At 72.8% G+C, this 16,198-nt stretch carries 21 protein-coding genes; 13 read left to right on the forward strand and 8 right to left on the reverse strand.

All coding sequences use genetic code 11. The annotated features are described in order from the left end of the window. Nucleotides 1–49 precede the first annotated feature (49 nt). Genes AMYTH_RS0107400 through AMYTH_RS0107420 form a run of 5 tightly spaced genes read left to right on the forward strand, consistent with a single transcriptional unit; the run spans nt 50 to nt 2,152 of the window. A complete protein-coding gene (locus AMYTH_RS0107400; RefSeq protein ID WP_027929768.1) occupies nt 50–502 on the forward strand; it encodes an Asp23/Gls24 family envelope stress response protein in 453 nt (150 codons plus the stop codon). A 1-nt stretch (nt 503) separates the two neighbouring features. Further along, the gene (locus AMYTH_RS49465; RefSeq protein WP_027929769.1) at nt 504–680 is read left to right on the forward strand and encodes a hypothetical protein; all 177 of its coding nucleotides are present in this window, start codon (nt 504–506) and stop codon (nt 678–680) included. A 4-nt stretch (nt 681–684) separates the two neighbouring features. Continuing rightward, entirely contained in the window at nt 685–1,056 is a 372-nt protein-coding gene (locus tag AMYTH_RS0107410) for an Asp23/Gls24 family envelope stress response protein (protein ID WP_027929770.1), read from the forward strand. After that, a complete protein-coding gene (locus AMYTH_RS0107415) occupies nt 1,053–1,583 on the forward strand; it encodes a DUF6286 domain-containing protein (RefSeq protein WP_027929771.1) in 531 nt (176 codons plus the stop codon). Before AMYTH_RS0107410 ends, AMYTH_RS0107415 begins: the two co-directional genes overlap by 4 nt. Continuing rightward, the gene (locus AMYTH_RS0107420; protein WP_027929772.1) at nt 1,580–2,152 is read left to right on the forward strand and encodes a hypothetical protein; all 573 of its coding nucleotides are present in this window, start codon (nt 1,580–1,582) and stop codon (nt 2,150–2,152) included. The genes AMYTH_RS0107415 and AMYTH_RS0107420 overlap by 4 nt, the downstream gene beginning before the upstream one ends. 75 nt (nt 2,153–2,227) lie before the next feature. Here the strand turns inward: AMYTH_RS0107420 and AMYTH_RS0107425 are convergent, their stop codons facing one another. Continuing rightward, nucleotides 2,228–2,608 carry a winged helix-turn-helix transcriptional regulator gene (locus AMYTH_RS0107425; RefSeq protein ID WP_027929773.1) on the reverse strand — a complete coding sequence of 127 codons (381 nt, stop codon included), beginning with the start codon at nt 2,606–2,608 and terminating at the stop codon, nt 2,228–2,230. Nucleotides 2,609–2,807: 199 nt separating this feature from the next. Between AMYTH_RS0107425 and AMYTH_RS0107430 the strand changes: the two genes are divergently transcribed. The 5 genes from AMYTH_RS0107430 to AMYTH_RS0107450 all read left to right on the forward strand — a co-directional run bounded on the left by AMYTH_RS0107430 (nt 2,808) and on the right by AMYTH_RS0107450 (nt 7,306). Then, nucleotides 2,808–4,271, forward strand: coding sequence for a DHA2 family efflux MFS transporter permease subunit (locus AMYTH_RS0107430; RefSeq protein WP_027929774.1), 1,464 nt, complete (start codon nt 2,808–2,810; stop codon nt 4,269–4,271). After that, complete coding sequence (locus tag AMYTH_RS0107435) at nt 4,252–5,061, forward strand: DUF3097 domain-containing protein (protein ID WP_027929775.1); 810 nt, start codon at nt 4,252–4,254, stop codon at nt 5,059–5,061. Before AMYTH_RS0107430 ends, AMYTH_RS0107435 begins: the two co-directional genes overlap by 20 nt. A 75-nt stretch (nt 5,062–5,136) precedes the next feature. Beyond that, on the forward strand, nt 5,137–5,568 hold the full coding sequence (locus tag AMYTH_RS0107440; RefSeq protein WP_017982381.1) for an NfeD family protein: 432 nt from the start codon (nt 5,137–5,139) through the stop codon (nt 5,566–5,568). A gap of 28 nt (nt 5,569–5,596) precedes the next feature. Next, nucleotides 5,597–6,967, forward strand: a complete 1,371-nt coding sequence (locus tag AMYTH_RS0107445; RefSeq protein WP_027929776.1) for an SPFH domain-containing protein — start codon at nt 5,597–5,599, stop codon at nt 6,965–6,967. A gap of 126 nt (nt 6,968–7,093) precedes the next feature. Continuing rightward, on the forward strand, nt 7,094–7,306 hold the full coding sequence (locus AMYTH_RS0107450) for a hypothetical protein (RefSeq protein ID WP_027929777.1): 213 nt from the start codon (nt 7,094–7,096) through the stop codon (nt 7,304–7,306). Here the strand turns inward: AMYTH_RS0107450 and AMYTH_RS0107455 are convergent. Beyond that, nucleotides 7,278–8,621, reverse strand: coding sequence for an MFS transporter (locus AMYTH_RS0107455; protein WP_027929778.1), 1,344 nt, complete (start codon nt 8,619–8,621; stop codon nt 7,278–7,280). The two genes, AMYTH_RS0107450 and AMYTH_RS0107455, sit on opposite strands and share 29 nt — an antisense overlap. Nucleotides 8,622–8,758: 137 nt before the next feature. Between AMYTH_RS0107455 and AMYTH_RS0107460 the strand changes: the two genes are divergently transcribed. After that, nucleotides 8,759–9,325, forward strand: a complete 567-nt coding sequence (locus AMYTH_RS0107460; RefSeq protein WP_027929779.1) for a TetR/AcrR family transcriptional regulator — start codon at nt 8,759–8,761, stop codon at nt 9,323–9,325. Here the strand turns inward: AMYTH_RS0107460 and AMYTH_RS0107465 are convergent, their stop codons facing one another. The 4 genes from AMYTH_RS0107465 to AMYTH_RS0107480 all read right to left on the reverse strand — a co-directional run bounded on the left by AMYTH_RS0107465 (nt 9,326) and on the right by AMYTH_RS0107480 (nt 12,778). Further along, complete coding sequence (locus AMYTH_RS0107465) at nt 9,326–10,084, reverse strand: SGNH/GDSL hydrolase family protein (RefSeq protein WP_027929780.1); 759 nt, start codon at nt 10,082–10,084, stop codon at nt 9,326–9,328. Between the two features lie 10 nt (nt 10,085–10,094). After that, a complete protein-coding gene (locus AMYTH_RS0107470) occupies nt 10,095–11,003 on the reverse strand; it encodes an RNA polymerase sigma-70 factor (protein ID WP_027929781.1) in 909 nt (302 codons plus the stop codon). Beyond that, complete coding sequence (locus AMYTH_RS0107475) at nt 11,000–12,178, reverse strand: NAD(P)/FAD-dependent oxidoreductase (protein WP_027929782.1); 1,179 nt, start codon at nt 12,176–12,178, stop codon at nt 11,000–11,002. Before AMYTH_RS0107475 ends, AMYTH_RS0107470 begins: the two co-directional genes overlap by 4 nt. Before the next feature lie 87 nt (nt 12,179–12,265). Continuing rightward, entirely contained in the window at nt 12,266–12,778 is a 513-nt protein-coding gene (locus tag AMYTH_RS0107480) for a CGNR zinc finger domain-containing protein (protein WP_027929783.1), read from the reverse strand. Nucleotides 12,779–12,803: 25 nt separating this feature from the next. Between AMYTH_RS0107480 and AMYTH_RS47730 the strand changes: the two genes are divergently transcribed. Further along, entirely contained in the window at nt 12,804–12,983 is a 180-nt protein-coding gene (locus AMYTH_RS47730) for a hypothetical protein (RefSeq protein WP_084022534.1), read from the forward strand. Next, a complete protein-coding gene (locus AMYTH_RS0107485; RefSeq protein WP_027929784.1) occupies nt 12,980–13,816 on the forward strand; it encodes a patatin-like phospholipase family protein in 837 nt (278 codons plus the stop codon). Before AMYTH_RS47730 ends, AMYTH_RS0107485 begins: the two co-directional genes overlap by 4 nt. Before the next feature lie 129 nt (nt 13,817–13,945). Here AMYTH_RS0107485 and AMYTH_RS0107490 read toward each other — a convergent pair whose 3' ends face one another. After that, nucleotides 13,946–14,830, reverse strand: coding sequence for an SMP-30/gluconolactonase/LRE family protein (locus tag AMYTH_RS0107490; RefSeq protein ID WP_027929785.1), 885 nt, complete (start codon nt 14,828–14,830; stop codon nt 13,946–13,948). 37 nt (nt 14,831–14,867) lie between these two features. Then, a complete protein-coding gene (locus AMYTH_RS0107495) occupies nt 14,868–15,986 on the reverse strand; it encodes a tyrosine-type recombinase/integrase (RefSeq protein WP_027929786.1) in 1,119 nt (372 codons plus the stop codon). Nucleotides 15,987–16,198 lie beyond the last annotated feature (212 nt).

The raw sequence follows: 16,198 nt of genomic DNA on the forward strand, positions 1-16,198 counted from the left end.
GCCGGCGGTGTCGAAGAAGTGGGAACACCAACCGGAAAGGGGAGAGAAGATGAGCACCGGAACCGAGGAGAAGGCCACCGCGGTGAGCAAGCCGGCGACGAGTTCGCTGGTGACCAGCCAGGGCACCACGACGATCGCGAGCACGGTGGTGCAGAAGATCGCCGGGCTGGCGGCGCGGGAGATCCCGGGCGTGTACGACCTGGGCGGCGGCGCGGCGCGGGCGTTCAACGCGCTGCGCGAGCGCATCCCGGGCGCCAGCGGCAGCGTCGGCCAGGGCGTGTCGGTCGAGGTCGGGGAGAAGCAGGCCGCGGTGGACCTGCAGATCGTCGTCGAGTACGGGGTGTCCATCGCCGACCTGGCGCAGGCGGTGCGGGCCAACGCGATCGGCGCGATCGAGCAGATGACCGGGCTGGAGGTCGTCGAGGTCAACATCACCGTCAACGACGTGCACCTGCCCGACGACGACGAGCCCCAGGGCGGCGCGCCCGCGCGGGTGCAGTGACGTGAACGCCACGATCGCCGGTCTGCTGACCGGGCTCGTCCTCGGCCTGGCCGCCGCGTTCGGCGGGTTCGGCGCGTTTCTGGTCGTCGCCGTGCTAGGCGGGCTGGGCCTGCTGGCCGGCCGGGTGCTCGACGGCAAGCTCGACCTGTCCCAGTTCACCGACCGCGAGCGGAGGTGAGCCGGTGACCGTCGAAGCGCCGGAGCGGCGCGGCACCACGGTCGTGGCCGACCGGGCGGTGGAGCGCATCGCGGAACAGGTGATCACAGGGCTGGACGGGGTCGGGGGCGCGGCCCGCCGGGTGCTCGGCCTCGCGGTGGGCAGCGGTGATCCGGAGCAGCCCGCCAACGTCACCGCCCGCGTGCGGAACGGCCGGGTCAGCCTGGCCGTCGAGCTGTCGGTCGGCTACCCGGCGCCGGTCGCCCGCACCACGCGAGCGGCGCGGGAACGATTGGTGCGGGAGGTCGGCGAGCTGACCGGGCTGGTGGTGGAGCGGGTGGACATCACGGTGACCGCGCTGCACAGCGACCGGTCGCGGGAGAGGAGCCTGGCATGATCCGCCGGTCCCGGCGCAGCCTCCTGGCCTCGGTGGTGGCGCTGGCCGGGGTGGTCGCGTGCGCGCTGGTGGCGACCAGCGCGGTGCAGCTTCTGCTGGGCGAGCGGCCGGTGCTGGACTACGACGCCGTCGCGGCGCGGCTGCACGCCACGCGCTGGGAAGCGCTTCCCGTGGCGATCGGCGGCGGCGTGCTCGCCGCGCTGGGCCTGCTGGTGCTGCTGGCGGCGGTGCTGCCCGGCCGCGCGCTCGTACTGCCCCTGTCGGGGGGAAGCAGTGCGCCGGTCAAGGCCGGGGCGAGCCGCCGCAGCATCACCGGCAGCCTGCGGTCGGCGGCCGAGTCCGCCGACGGGGTGGAGTCGGCGAAGGTGCGGCTGCGGCGGCGCAGCGTCACCGCGAAGGTGCGGGGCAGCCGGCTGGCCGCCGACGACGTGGCGAGCCAGGTGCGGCAGGCGGTCGAGGACCAGCTGGACCGCATCGGCCCGGCGCGGCGGCCGCGGGTGAAGGTGCACGTGCGGAGGACGCCATGACCAGCCTGAACCGTCCTGCCCGGCTCAACCGCACGCTGCTCGCGCTGATCGGGCTCGCCCTGCTCGCCGCGGGCGGGTTCGCGCTGGCCACGTCACTCGGCTGGCTGGCCGTCCTGGAGCGGACCGCGCCGCTGGCGCCCGGGGACGACCGGCCGCCGACGCGGGTGTTGTACGTGACCGTGGTGGTGGCCGTCGCGCTGGGGCTGCTGTTCCTGCGGTGGCTTGCCGCGCAGGCGATGCGGCGGCCGAAGACGCGGACCTGGCGGCTGGAGGACGATCCGGCTAAGGGCGTCACGAAGCTGTCCGCGGACGCGGCGGTCGCGCCGTTCGAGTCGGAGATTGCGGCCTACCCGCAGGTGCGCTCGGCGGACGCGACGCTGTCCGGCCCGCAGGACCGGCCGACTCTGCTGGTGACGGTGACCGCCGAACCGGGCACGGACCTGCCCGCCCTGCGCGAGCACATCGTCGACGACGGCGTGGCCCGGCTGAAGCAGGCGCTGGACCTGGCGGAGCTGCCGTCGATGATCGAGTTCCGCATCGCCGCGGAGGCGGCCGTCCGGGTGATCTAGGTTCCGCCAGCGGCTGAGCCGCCCGCGGTGGGCCGTCGACTGGCACCGCCGCGCGAGCCGCTTCCCCGACGAGTCCTATACCGTCGCCGCGGTCCGCTGCTCGTCGTAGGCGCGGCGGGCCGCGGCGATCGCGCCCCGGTGTTTCTCCGCCCAGGACGTCAGCCCGACCAGCGTCTGGTGCAGCTCGCGCGCCATGTCGGTGAGCGTGTACTCCACGCGCGGCGGCACCGTCGGGTACACGGTCCGCACCAGCAGGCCGTCGCGCTCCAGTTTGCGCAGCGTCAGCGTCAGCATGCGGCGGCTGATGCCCTCCACCTCGCGCTCCAGCTCGGTGAAGCGGACCGGGCCGTGCGCGGCGGTGACCAGGATGCCGATCGCCCACTTGCCGGCGACGTGGTCGAGCACCTCGACGATGGGGCAAGCCTCGGTGACCGGGGAAGCGGTGTCAGCAGCCATACCTCGATGGTTCCATGCCGGCCCCTCAGTTACCACCCGTGTCCCGTGGCGCGCGTGAGCTGCCTCACAGCGCCACCGGCGGGACCAGGAGTGGTACATCGATGTGCCTCTGGCACAGGGAACTGCCTTCTTCCCGGCACGGTTACGGGCTCACATCATTGCCCCAGTTACAAATCGTGCCCTCTTGGAGGTCAAGGCCATGTCCCTCGATCAGCCGGCAGCACGCTCGCGGTGGCTCGCGCTCGCCGTGCTGTCCGCGCAGACGCTCATGATCGTGCTCGACCAGACGATCGTGAACGTCGCCCTGCCCGCGATCCGCGACGACCTCGGCTTCACGCCGTCGAACCTGTCCTGGGTCGTCAACGCCTACCTGATCCCGTTCGGCGGGCTGCTGCTGCTCGCCGGCCGCCTCGGCGACCTGGCAGGCCGCCGGCACGTCTTCCTCGCCGGGATGGCCGTGTTCACGCTGGCCTCGCTGCTCGCCGGGCTCGCCTGGAACCCGGAAACCCTGATGGCCGCGCGGTTCCTGCAGGGCGCGGGCGGCGCCGCCTCGACCGCGGTCGCGCTCGGCATGGTCGTCCGGCTGTTCCCGGAGCCGGCCGAACGCGCCAAGGCGCTGGGCACGTTCAGCTTCGTGCAGGCCGCGGGCGGCTCGATCGGCAGCATCGCCGGTGGCGTGCTGACCCAGGCGCTGAGCTGGCATTGGATCTTCCTGATCAACCTGCCGATCGGCCTGCTCGCCGGCGCGGTCGCGTTGCGGGTGCTGGAGAACGACCGCGGCGTCGGGCTGCGCGCCGGTGCCGACTGGCTCGGCGCGGCGCTGGTGACCGCCGCGCTGATGCTCGGCGTCTACACCATCGTCGAGGTCGAGTCCCACGGGTGGGCCTCGGCGCACACGATCGGTTTCGGCGCGCTGTCGCTGGTGCTGCTGGCCGCGTTCGGGTTGCGCCAGTCCCGGGCCCGCGACCCGCTGCTGCCGCCGCGGATCTTCGCCTCGCGCGGCCTGACCGGGGCGAACCTGACGATGGCGCTGCTGGTGTCGGCGATGTTCGGGTTCCAGTTCCTCGTCGTGCTCTACCTGCGGCAGGTGCTGGGGCTCAGCGCGCAGGCGACCGGGCTGGCGATGGTGCCGATCGCCGCGACGATCGCGCTGGTGTCGCTGGTCATCTCGCCGCGGCTGTCCACCCGCTTCGGCGACTACCAGGTGCTGCTGGCCGGGCTGGTGCTGATCGGCGGCGGGCTCGCCTGGCTGGCTCAGGTGCGCCCGGACGGCGGCTACGCGAGCGACGTGCTCGGGCCGACCGTGGCGATGGGAATCGGGTTCGGCCTGGCCATGCCCGCGCTGATGGGGCTGGGCATGCGGGACGCCGCCGCCGAGGACACCGGTCTCGCCTCCGGGCTGTTCAACACCACGCAGCAGGTGGCGGGCGCGCTGGGGCTGTCGGTGCTGGCGGTGCTCGCCGCGACCCGCACCGGGTCGCTGACCGGGGTGCGACCGGAGGTGGCGCTCACCTCCGGCTACCACCTCGCCTTCTGGGTCGGCACCGGTCTCGTGGCCGCCGCCCTGGCTGTGGCCGCGCTGATGCTGCGCCCCGGCGTGGCGGCGCGACGAACGGGTGAACCCGGCGCTACCGTCCCGGATCGTGCGCTCCCACAGCTATGACGACATCCTCGCCGGCCCGCGCAGACGCAAGATCCCCGAGGTCGTGGCGGAGCGCGGGCTGGTGGTCGAGGAACCGGGAAGCGGTTTCTGCGGCGCGGTGGTCCGGTTCGAGCACGGCAACGTCGTGCTGGAGGACCGCCACGGCCGGCACCGCGTGTTCCCGCTGGAGCCCGCCGGGTTCCTGCTCGAGGGCAAGCCGGTGACGCTGGTACGGCCGAAGGCCGCGCCGCCGTCACCGGCTTCGGCGCGTTCGGCGTCCGGGTCGGTGAAGGTGCAGGGGCTGCGGGCCCGCACCGCGCGCGACTCGCGCATCTGGGTCGAGGGCAAGCACGACGCCGAACTGGTGGAACGCGTGTGGGGGCACGACCTGCGCGTCGAGGGCGTCGTCGTGGAACCGCTCGACGGCGTGGACGTGCTCGCCGAAGCGATCGAGGAGTTCGGCACCGGCCCCGGCAGGCGGCTGGGCGTCCTGGTCGACCACCTGGTGCCGGGCAGCAAGGAATCCCGCCTGGTGGACGCGATCCGCGACGAGCACGTGCTGGTCACCGGCCACCCCTACGTCGACGTGTGGCAGGCGGTGAAACCGTCCGCGGTCGGCATCCGGGCGTGGCCGGCGGTGCCGCGCGGCACGCCGTGGAAGGAGGGCGTGTGCGCGGCGCTGGGCTGGGGCGAGACCTACGAGGGCTGGCAGCGGGTGCTGGACTCGGTGAGCAGCTTCCGCGACCTGGAGACGCCGCTGATCGGCGCCGTCGAGCGGCTGATCGACTTCGTGACCGACCCGGAAGGCTGAATCCGGCAGGTCACACGGAGATCACTTCGGGTTGTCCGCTGGTCGCGAGCGGTCACTTTCTGCCACGATGGGCGCATGACACCGGCGCTCGTCTGGCTGATCGTCGCCATCGTCCTGATGGCCGCCGAAGTGCTGTCCGGCGACTTCTTCCTGCTGATGCTCGGCCTCGGCGCGTTGTTCGGGGCCGGCGCGGCGCTGATCACCGGCAACATCGTCGTCGACGCGGTCGTGTTCGCGATCGCGTCCGGCGCGTTGATCTTCCTGGCCCGGCCCGCGCTCAAGCGCCGGTTCCTGACCGGGACGGGTCACCGCACCAACACCGAGGCCCTGATCGGCGCCAGGGCCGTGGTCGTGTCCGTTGTGGACGGCCACTCCGGGCGTGTCAAGTTGGCCGGCGACGTGTGGTCCGCACGGTCCATCGCCGACGGTCAGCGAATCGAACCCGGCACGACCGTGACCGTGGTAGAGATAGCGGGCGCCACGGCCGTGGTGGCGCCCGAGCCGTAACCACAACCCACATATCGGGAGAGCGATCTTGGGAACCGCAGCGATCATTGTTGTCGCGGTCATCGCCCTGTTCGTGATCGTGACGATCGCGAAGGCGATCATGGTGGTCCCGCAGGCCCAGGCCGCGGTGATCGAGCGGCTGGGCAGATTCAAGTCGGTCGCCTCGCCCGGCCTGAACTTCCTGGTGCCGTTCCTGGACAAGGTGCGGGCCCGCATCGACCTGCGCGAGCAGGTCGTGTCGTTCCCGCCGCAGCCGGTGATCACCGAGGACAACCTGACGGTGTCCATCGACACGGTCGTCTACTTCCAGGTGACCGACGCGCGCGCCGCGGTGTACGAGATCTCCAACTACATCGTCGGTGTCGAGCAACTGACCACCACGACGCTGCGCAACGTGGTCGGCGGCATGACGCTGGAGCAGGCGCTGACCTCCCGCGACCAGATCAACAACCAGCTGCGCGGCGTGCTCGACGACGCCACCGGCCGGTGGGGCATCCGCGTGGCGCGGGTCGAGCTCAAGGCGATCGACCCGCCGCCCTCCATCCAGGACTCGATGGAGAAGCAGATGCGCGCCGACCGGGAGAAGCGCGCGATGATCCTCAACGCCGAAGGTCAGCGGGAAGCGCAGATCAAGACGGCGGAGGGGCAGAAGCAGTCGCAGATCCTCGCCGCGGAGGGCGCCAAGCAGGCCACCATCATGGCGGCCGAGGCGGAGCGGCAGTCGCGGATCCTGCGGGCGCAGGGTGAGCGCGCGGCCCGCTACCTGCAGGCGCAGGGCCAGGCCAAGGCGATCGAGAAGGTGTTCGCCGCGGTGAAGGCCGGCAAGCCGACGCCGGAGGTGCTGGCCTACCAGTACCTGCAGACGCTGCCGCAGATGGCGCAGGGCGACGCGAACAAGGTGTGGCTGGTGCCCAGCGACTACGGCAACGCGCTGCAGCAGTTCGCCCGCGCGTTCGCCAAGCAGGACGCCGACGGCGTGTTCCGGTACGAGCCCGCCGAGACCGACGGCGCCGAGCCGCCCACCCTGGACGACGAAGAGGTCGCCAGCTGGTTCGACACCTCCACCGACCCGCGGATCGCCGAGGCGGTGCGCGAGGCCGAGGCGGTGGCGCGGCAGGAGGTGCCCGGCCCGCTGTCGCACCAGCCGCAGCCGCCGGCCCCGCCGGCGACCAGTGCGCTGCGCGGCAACCCGGTGACCGAGGAGGCGCAGGAGGCGCCGGCCGTGGAGCCCCCGGCCCCCGAGCCGATCTCGCCGCCCACCACGCCGCAACCGCAGTTCCCCACGGCGGGCGGACAGCAGGGCCAGCTGCCGACCCGCAGCCCGGGCCAGCACTACGGCAACCCGCCGCGGCCCCAGTACCCGCCGCAGCAGCCGCCACCCGCGCCGCCGCAGCAGTAGTCCCGCTCGGGGGCCGCACTGGAAGCCGGTGCGGCCCCCTTTCTCTTGCCGCCGACCGCCGAGTTCAAGCTCCGGCGCTTGGCGGGCCGAGGTCCGCCCCAAGCGGACGGATGACACCCTGGAACCATGAGCGAAGAGCCCGCGCCCGTCGCGCAGCGGCGGCGCCTGTTGTGGGGGTCGGTGCTGGCCACCGTGGTGGCACTGGCGATCCTCGTGCCCGGACTGGCCGGCGCGCTGGGCGCCCGGTCGAACTGGCTGCCCTACGGGATCGCCCTCGCCGTGCTCGCCGCGCTCGGCTGGTACCAGTGGGTCAGCGCCGGTAGACCGCGTCGTCGGTGATGTCGGCTCGCGAGCGGTCCTTCAGCAGCGCCACGCAGACGATCGTGACCACCGCCGAGAGCACCACGTAGGCCGAGATGGAGTACGGCGTCCCGGTGGTGTGCAGCAGCCAGGTCGCCAGCAGCGGCGCCGGGCCGCCCGCGAACACCGACGCCAGCTGGTAGCCGAGCCCGGCGCCGCCGTAGCGCAGGTGCGTCGGGAAGCTCTCGCCGATCAGCGCGGCCTGCGGCCCGTACTGCATGGCGTGCGGGATCATCGACACCACGACGGCGACGAAGATGAGCACCTCGCCGCCGTTCTTCAGCACCGCGAAGTACGGGAACGCCAGCAGCCCGGTCAGCACCGCCCCGGTCAGGTACACCCGTTTCCGCCCGATCCGGTCCGACAGCTGCGAGAACCACAGGATCAGCGCCAGCTCCACCGCCGCGCCGAGCAGGACGGCGTTGAGCACGAACGTCTTCGAGTAGCCGTGCTCGGCGACCACGTACACCAGCACGTAGCTGGTGTAGAGGTAGAACGGCATCTGCTCGCTGAACCGCAGCCCGGCCGAGAGCAGGATCTCCCGCCAGTGGTGCTTGACCGCGTCGGCCACCGGGCTGCGCGACGTCCGCTGCTGCGCCACGACCTTCGCGAACATCGGGGTCTCCAGGATGCGCAGCCGGATCACCAGGCCGACGGCGACGAGCAGCAGGCTGGCCAGGAACGGCAGCCGCCAGCCCCACGAGTCGAACGCCTCCTCGGGCAGCAACGCGGACAGCAGGGTCATGCCGCCGGTGCCGAGCACGAGCCCGACCGGCACGCCGATCTGCGCGAAACTGCCCAGCAGACCTCGCTTGCGCTGGTCGCCCCACTCCATCGCGAGCAGCACCGAGCCGCTCCACTCGCCGCCGATCGCGATGCCCTGGATCAGCCGCAGCGTCACCAGGATCAGCGGCGCCGCGATCCCGATGGTCGCCGCGCCGGGCAGCACCCCGACGACGCCGGAGGCGATGCCCATCATCAGCAGCGTGACGACGAGCGTGGTCTTGCGGCCGATCCGGTCGCCCCAGTAGCCGAAGATCGCCGCGCCCACGGGCCGCGCGGCGAACCCGACGGCGTAGGTGGCGAAGGACTGCATCGCCCCCGCGTAGCTGGAGGAGGCGGGGAAGAACAGCTGCGGGAAGATCAGTGCCGCGGCCGTGTTGTAGAGGAAGAAGTCGTACCACTCGATGGTCGTGCCGATGGCGCTGGCGAAAGCCGCGCGCCGCACCTGAGTGGTCTTCTGGCTGGTCTGTGCCTGGAGAACGGTGTCCGCTTCGTCGCGTCCGAGAACCATGCCGCCGAGCCTCCTGTGATCGGCTTCACTTCCCGAAGACGATCCCTCACCGGAGTGACGATGTCCAGGGGCAGGCCGGGAATCACCACCTTTCGCCGCGTTCCGGCCGCGCTCCACGGGGCTCTACGATGCGCCGCATGACGGAACCGAAGCCGCTGCGCGCCGACGCCCGCCGCAACCGGGCGCGGGTGCTGGCCGCCGCCGAGACGGTGTTCGCCGCCAAGGGCACCGGCGCGCCGACCGAAGAGGTCGCGCGGGAGGCGGGCGTGGGCATCGGGACCGTGTTCCGGCACTTCCCGACCAAGGAGGCGCTGCTGGAGGCGGTGCTGGCCGACCGGATGCGCCGGTTCGCCGAGGAGGCGCAGTCGTTCGCGGCCGCGCACGACCCAGAGAGCGCTTTCTTCGTGTTCCTCGCGCGCTGGGCGGACGTGTCCGCCGCCAAGAACGCCTACACCGACGCGCTGGCCGCCGCCGGCGCCGAGGTGCCCCGGCTCGCCGCCGAGGTCGGTGCGAAGGTGCGGGACGCGCTGGGCGCGTTGCTGTCGCGGGCGCAGCAGGCGGGCGCGGTGCGCGAGGACGTCGGGGTCGCCGAGCTGATCGCGTTGATGGTCGGCGCCTCGCGCGCCGCGGAGTACGCCGGCGACGACGCCGGGCTGCGCGCCCGCACGCTGGGGATCGTCTTCGACGGGCTGCGCCCCCGCTGATCAGTCCAGCGGCAGCAGCACCGGTCGTTTCGCGGACAGGGTGTCGCCGGAGGACTCACCACGCAGGCGGCGGCCGATCCAGGGCAGCACGTGTTCCCGTCCCCACTGCAGGTTCTCCGCGCGCTGCCGCCGCCGGTCGACCAGCTCACGCGGCCCGAGCGCGGCGGGGGAGAGGCCGTGCGGGCGGCCGAGCACGTCGAGCACGGCGATCGCGACCTCGTTGTGGCCCAGCGCGTTGAGGTGCAGCCGGTCGGCCGACCACAGGCGCCGATCGCGCAGCTGCCGCATGCCCCACATGTCCACCACGAGCGCGCCGTGCCGGGCGGCGATCACGCGAGTGTGCTCGTTGTAGATCGCGGTGCGGCCGCGCAGCTTCCGGAACACCGGGTCCTCGGCGCCATCCACGCCGGTGAACAGCAGCACGGTGGCGCCGGTCTTGGCGAGCCGCTCGACGGCGTTCTCGAACCGTGCGGCGAGCGCGTCGATGTCGGCCTTGGGGCGCAGCAGGTCGTTGCCGCCCGCGTAGATCGACACCAGGTCCGGCTGCAGCGCCAGTGCCGGTTCGAGCTGTCCGGCGAGCACCTGGTCGAGCAGCCGTCCGCGGATCGCGAGGTTGGCGTAGCGGAACCCGGGGTCGGCTGCCGCCAGCTGCTCGGCGACCCGGTCGGCCCAGCCTCGCACACCGTTCGGGCGCGCGGGGTCTTCGTCGCCGACGCCCTCGGTGAAGGAGTCGCCGAGGGCCACGAAACGCTTGTACATGCTCAGCACTTTAGGCGACCGTCCCGGACGGCCCGAGACCGTGCACCGCGCCGCCCGCGACCGCGCCGAGTTTGTCCGGGTTGGCCACGTTGTGCAGCGTGGTGATGCGGCCCTCGGCGTCGAAGTCGAAGGTGACCGTGGCCAGCACGCGGTCCGGGCCGCGGAAGACGAGCCCGGGGCCGCCGTTGATCTCGGTCAGTTCCGTGACCACGTCCGCGGGCGCGACGCCCTGGTAGGTGACGGTGCCGATGGCGGCGAACCAGCCTGCCACCGTCTCCGCGCCGACGACCGGGCGCAGGGCCTGGCGGACCTTGCCGCCGCCGTCGGTCCACAGCGTGACGTCCGGGGACAGCAATTCCATCAGGGTGTTGACGTCACCGCCGGTCGCGGCGGCGAGGAACCGCTCGGTGACCGCGCGCTGCTTCGCGCGGTCGGCCGGGAACCGCGGGCGGCGGGCGCGCACGTGCTCGCGCGCCCGGTGCGCGGCCTGCCGCACCGCCCCTTCCGACCGGTCCACCGCCTCGGCGATCTCGGCGTGGCTGAACCCGAACACGTCCTTGAGCACGAACACCGCGCGTTCGAGCGGGCTCAGCGTCTCCAGCACCACCAGCATCGCCGTGGACACCGAGTCCGCGCCGGTGACCGCGTCCGCGCTGTCACCGGTGGTGAGGATCGGCTCCGGCAGCCACGGGCCCACGTAGGTCTCCCGCTGGTGCCGGGCCGAACGCAGCCGTTCCAGCGCCAGGTTGGCCACGATGCGCGCCAGGTAGGCCTTCGGGTCGGCGACCTGGGAGCGGTCCGCGGCCGACCACTTGATCCACGCGTCCTGCACGACGTCCTCGGCGTCGGCGGCGCTGCCGAGGACCCGGTAGGCCACCGCGAACAGCAGGTTGCGGTGCTGGTGGAACGCCTCGGTCACCGCACGCCCCGGGTGAAGCGGCCGCCGCGGGGCCAGAACGCACCCGAGGCGGGCATCTTCTTCATGCGCAGGTACGTCGGCCAGGGCGAGGCGGTCACCGTTTCTTTGTACCGGGCGGCCGGCCCGCCGGTCAGGCAGATCCGCCGCGGGCTGTCGTCGGGGTGGGTGAACTGCACGACCGCGTCGTGGCGGCCCAGGCTGACCGGGGTGTGGTAGTAGCCGAAGCGGAACGGCTTGGGCTCCTTGCCCGCCAGGGCGCGCAGGATCGACACCGCGGCGTGCACGCCGGTCGGCATCCCGCTCTGGCAGGTGCCGTGCAGGACGCCGTAGCCCTGGCTGATGGCGGCCGCGTCACCGACCGCGTGGACGTTCGGGTGCGAGACCGACCGCAGGGTCGCGTCGGTGATCACGCGGCCGCGGTCGTCGACGGCCAGCCCGGCGGCGGCCGCGAGCGGCGCGGCGCGGGTGCCGCTGGTCCACAGGACGACGTCGGCGGGGATCGTCTCGCCGCCGGCCAGTTCGACAGCGTCCGGGAGCACCTTGGTCACCTCCGCGCCAGTGCGCACCTCGACGCCCAGCCGCCCGAGCGCGGCCTGGAGGTGGGCCCGGGCCTTGCGGTTCATCGCCGCACCCGGCTCGCCCCGGCCCAGCAGGACGACCCGCAGCCGCGGGTGCTGCTCGGCGATCTCCGCGGCCGACTCGACACCGGTGAGCCCGTTGCCCGCGACCACGACCACGACCGTGCCCTGCTCCAGGCGCGCCAGCCGGCCGGCCAGCACTTCGGCGTCCTCCGGGCTGTTCAGGGTGTGCGCGTGCTCCTCGACGCCCGGCACGGTGACGGTGTCGGCCACGCCGCCGAGGGCGTACACCAGCGTGTCGTAGTGCAGCACCCGGTCGTCGTCGACGCGCACGGTCCTGGTGCCCGGGTCGAGCGCGGTGACCCAGCCCCGCACGAACCGCGCGCCCGTGCCGTCCAGGAGTTCCGGGATGCTCAGCTCGGCGACCTGCTGCCCGGTGGCGGTCAGGTGCAGCCGCAGCCGCTCGGTGAACGTCTCGTGCGCGTTCACCAGGGTCACCTCGACGTCGTCGCGGCCCTTCGTGCGTGCCGCGAGCTGGATTGCCGCGGCCGTGCCCGCGTACCCCGCGCCCAGCACCAGAACCTTGTGGGTGGTCATCGTTGTCGCCTCCTCATCGGCTGTTGACGACCACGAGATGGGAGGTGCCGACCCGTTCGTGACATGGCGGGGTATGACGCGCGACACCTATGTGGCGCGGGCCCGGTGTTCGGCGACGTGGACCCGGGTCGCGCAGCGAGTGGAGCAGAACCGGCGGCGGCCGTTGCGGGAGGTGTCGACGAAGACGAAGTCGCAGCCCTCGCGGGCGCAGGCGCCGATCCGCCCGGCGTCCTCGCACAGCAGGTGGGCCAGGCCGCCCGCGGTGAAGGCCCGAATCCGGCGGGCCAGGGTGTCGTCCTCGCCCGCGTAGTGCAGATGCGCGGGCAGGCCGTCGTGGCGGGAGATGAACGGACGGCACGCGGTTTCCGCGAGCAGCTCGTTGACCAGGTCGATCCGCCGGTCCGGGTCGGGTTCGGCGAACACCGCGCGGATCCGGCGTCCCCACGCCCGAGCCTGGGCCGCTTCGGCTTCGGTGAGCCGGGTCAGCGACATGCCCGCCTCGCGCATCATCCGCAGGAGCTCGGGCGCGGTGGCGTCGGGCATGTTGACCAGCCCCGCCGCGACCTGCGCGGCCGGCCCGCCGTAAGGGTTGAAGTGCACTGACCCATTACAGCACGCTGGGGTCATGACCGACGAACGTTGCCCCCGCTGCCAGTGGCCGCTGTCCGAACTCCTCCGCGCCGGGTCGAGCCACCCGGTGTCCGCCGGCCGCCTCGACTACCGCCGTTGCGTGTGCGGGAGCTGGCTGCTCCTCGTCAACGGCGCTCTCGCCGGGGCCACGCGGGGGCCTAGGATCGGCGCATGACGCGTGCGCTCGTGCTCGGTGGTGGCGGTGTGGCCGGAATCGCGTGGCAAACCGGTTTCTTGCACGGTTTGTCGGAGTCCGGAGTGGACGTTCTCGGCGCGGACCGGTTCATCGGCACCTCCGCCGGATCGACGGTGGCGGCGCAGATCACCAGCGGCACGGCGCTGGCGGAGTTGTTCCGGCGGCAGGTGGATCCGGCGCTGCAGTCACCGGAGATCCCGGCCGACGTCGACGCCGAGACGATCGCGGAGATGTTCGGCGCGGCCGTGAGCGGCGCGACCGACGCGAAGGACGCGCGGCGGCGGATCGGCGAGCTGGCCCTGGCTGCGCGCACGGTGGCGGAGGCCGACCGGCTGAAGGTGATCGAGGCGCGCCTGCCGGTCCACGACTGGCCCGCGGCGGCCCTGCACATCGTGGCGGTGGACGCCGCGACCGGCGACGACCGGGTGTTCACCGCGGAGTCCCGGGTGTCGCTGGTGGACGCGGTCGCGGCCAGCTGCGCGGTGCCGGGCACCTGGCCGCCGGTCACGATCGACGGCCGCCGCTACATAGACGGCGGGGTGCGGTCGATGGAGAACGCCGACCTCGCCGCCGGCTGCGACCGGGTGCTCGTGCTGCGGGTGACCGAGGTGCCCGGCAACACCGACCTGGACGACCAGGTGGCGGCGCTGCGGCGGGACGGCGCTGCGGTGCTGGTGGTCGCCCCGGACGCGGCGGCGGCCGAGGCGATCGGGCCGAACCTGCTGGATCCGTCGGTCCGCGAAGCGGCCGCGCGCGCCGGGTTCGACCAGGCCGCGCGGGCGGTCGCCGAGGTCACGGCCGTCTGGGGCTAGGGCGCGTCTGGCGAGGTCTTTGTCCAGGTGATGACGTCGTGAATGAGGCTGGCCGCGCGGTGGGGGCGGCGGGTGGCCGGGTCGGTCCGGCGCCCGCGATCCCCGTGCGGACGCCGGACCACGACGCCCTCAGGGGCGCCCGGCGTGCGGGACGTCGACGCGGAAGGCGAGCAGGCTCGCTTCCCGCGCGTCCTTGCGGGCGTGCTCGTTGAAGTCCGGTGCCGCGCACGCGAACAGGGTGCGGCCGTCGGCGCCGCCGAGCATGCAGGCGAACACCCCGGTGCCCGGCTGGATCTCGTCGGCGATCTCGCCGCCCTCGCGGACGCGCAGCAGCCTGCCGCCGATGCCGTCGGCCACCCACAGGGCGCCTTCCGCGTCCAGGCAGCAGCCGTCCGGCGCGACGGCGATCTGCGGAAGCGCTTTCTCCAACTCGCGCTCGGTGAGCGGCTCGCCGAACTTCGCCCACACCCGGCGGTTGGTCAGGGACCCGTCGGCGGCGATGTCGAAGGCGGTCACCCGGTTGCCGAAGGTCTCGTCGACCAGCAGCACCCCGTCGTCGGTGATGACGCTGCCGTTGGGGAACCACAGGTCCTCGGCGACGACGGTGACGCTGCCGTCGGGGTCGACGCGCAGCAGGTTCGCCGGCGCCACCGGTGCGCCGTTCATCAGGTCGAACCCGAAGTTGCCGACATAGGCGCGTCCCTGGGCGTCGACGACCATGTCGTTGGGGTGCCCGGTCACGTGGGCCGACAGGTCGGCGTGCGTGACCAGGGTGCCGTCCGGCTCGCGGCGGAGCAGGCGGGCGTCGCGCATCGAGACGACGAGCAGGCGGCCGTCGGGCAGCCAGCCGAGCCCGGAGGGCTGACCGGGCACCTCGGCCTCGACCCGCAGATCGCTGCCGTCCTCGAGGCTGGACTGCACGAGGTGGGTGTAGAAGTCGGCGAACCAGATGCGGTCCTCGTGCCAGCGCGGGCATTCGAGGTAGGAGAACCCGGTCAGAACTGAGGTGTGCACGGGGGGTAGTCAGTCACGACGCGGGCACGGTGTCAAGTCAGGCGTCGCGCACCAGCCGGAGGTGGCGCTGTTCGGCGGGTTCCGACGGCTCGGCCGTGGTTCCGCCGGTGAGGTCGGCGAGCATCTGCGTGGTTTGCCGGCGCCGGCTGCGGCGCACGTAGATCAGCGTGGTGGCAACGCTTTCATGCCCGGCGAGGTCGGCCAGGTCCTCGACCGAGACACCCTTCTCGTAGCCGAGGGTCAGCACGGTGTGCCGCAGCGAGTGCGGGACGACGTCGTCGGGCTGGTCCAGACCTGCGCCGCGTGCGGTCTCCCGCAGGAGGTTGCCGAGGTCGCGTGAGGTCAGGGGCGTGCCGGTGCGGGTGGCGAACAGCCAGCCGGACAGCTCGGCGACCGGCTTGCCTTCACGTGCGGCGCGGGCGGCCAGGTAGTCGCCGAGGGCGGCGTCGGCGCGGCCGAGGATGTCGGCGGTCTTGCGGTGCCCGCCCTTGTTGACGTAGCGCAGGATCCGGTGGCCGTGGTCGACGCCGAGGTCGCCGTCCGGGCCGCAGCGGGCGTGCAGGATCGCGCCGGACCGCACCGCGGTGGTGGCCATGATCTCCAGGATGGCGAGGTTGCGCAGCGCGGCTTCGGTGCCGAGCTGGGCGGCGCGGTCCCGGGCGTGGCCGAGGAGGGCGAGGAGTTCCTCGTAGGTGAGGGCGCGAGTCTGGGACTCCTGGTCGCGCTTGTGGCGGGGGACCAGCCGCGCCGGGTTGTCGTCGTGGACGCGGTTGTCGATCAGCTCGGTGTACCACGAGCTGACGGCGGCCAGGCGGGCATTGTGGGTGACCGGGCTGCCGGGGTCGAGCAGGGCTATCCAGTCCCGCACGTCGGCGAGCCGGGCGGCCAGCGGGTCGACGCGGTGCCAGTCGCAGTAGGACAGCCACAACCCGAGGCCGCGCCAGTAGGAACGGCGGGTCTGGTGGCTCTTCATCGCCAGCAGCCAGGCGTGGGTGATCGCGCGCGGCCCGTGCCGGTCCGACAGTTTCCCGGGCAGCGCGGGCAGTTCGGCGACCGCCTCGTCGAGCCAGGCGCGCAGCGCGTCGGGAGCCGGCGCGCGGGCCGGCAGCGGGCGCGGCGCGAACGGCGCCAGCTCGATGGTGTCGTCGCCGGTCACGTCCTGGATTCTGCCTCAGGTTCTCCTGATGCTCGCGGGGTATCGGACCGCCGGCCGGAAGCTTCGGGGTCGCGGTAGGCGGCCTACTCCCGAGCCGGGGTCGTTTCGTCACAGTGACGATCGCGGCTTTTCGATGTCCTTCCTCCGCCTGTCCTTCCTCCGCGATAACCGTGATTATCATGGGCACCCTTCAGTTATAGTTTACTTAGCTA

Origin of the sequence: Amycolatopsis thermoflava N1165 (assembly GCF_000473265.1) — a bacterium.
GTDB classification, from domain to species: domain Bacteria; phylum Actinomycetota; class Actinomycetes; order Mycobacteriales; family Pseudonocardiaceae; genus Amycolatopsis_E; species Amycolatopsis_E thermoflava.

Coding starts and splice junctions, on each gene's coding strand:
- AMYTH_RS0107455 (WP_027929778.1), bottom strand. CDS start 8,621: ATGGTTCTCGGACGCGACGAAGCGGACACCGTTCTCCAGGCACAGACC.
- AMYTH_RS0107440 (WP_017982381.1), top strand. CDS start 5,137: ATGACACCGGCGCTCGTCTGGCTGATCGTCGCCATCGTCCTGATGGCC.
- AMYTH_RS0107415 (WP_027929771.1), top strand. CDS start 1,053: ATGATCCGCCGGTCCCGGCGCAGCCTCCTGGCCTCGGTGGTGGCGCTG.
- AMYTH_RS0107430 (WP_027929774.1), top strand. CDS start 2,808: ATGTCCCTCGATCAGCCGGCAGCACGCTCGCGGTGGCTCGCGCTCGCC.
- AMYTH_RS0107485 (WP_027929784.1), top strand. CDS start 12,980: ATGACGCGTGCGCTCGTGCTCGGTGGTGGCGGTGTGGCCGGAATCGCG.
- AMYTH_RS0107460 (WP_027929779.1), top strand. CDS start 8,759: ATGACGGAACCGAAGCCGCTGCGCGCCGACGCCCGCCGCAACCGGGCG.
- AMYTH_RS0107425 (WP_027929773.1), bottom strand. CDS start 2,608: ATGGCTGCTGACACCGCTTCCCCGGTCACCGAGGCTTGCCCCATCGTC.
- AMYTH_RS0107420 (WP_027929772.1), top strand. CDS start 1,580: ATGACCAGCCTGAACCGTCCTGCCCGGCTCAACCGCACGCTGCTCGCG.
- AMYTH_RS0107475 (WP_027929782.1), bottom strand. CDS start 12,178: ATGACCACCCACAAGGTTCTGGTGCTGGGCGCGGGGTACGCGGGCACG.
- AMYTH_RS0107450 (WP_027929777.1), top strand. CDS start 7,094: ATGAGCGAAGAGCCCGCGCCCGTCGCGCAGCGGCGGCGCCTGTTGTGG.
- AMYTH_RS0107465 (WP_027929780.1), bottom strand. CDS start 10,084: ATGTACAAGCGTTTCGTGGCCCTCGGCGACTCCTTCACCGAGGGCGTC.
- AMYTH_RS0107400 (WP_027929768.1), top strand. CDS start 50: ATGAGCACCGGAACCGAGGAGAAGGCCACCGCGGTGAGCAAGCCGGCG.
- AMYTH_RS47730 (WP_084022534.1), top strand. CDS start 12,804: ATGACCGACGAACGTTGCCCCCGCTGCCAGTGGCCGCTGTCCGAACTC.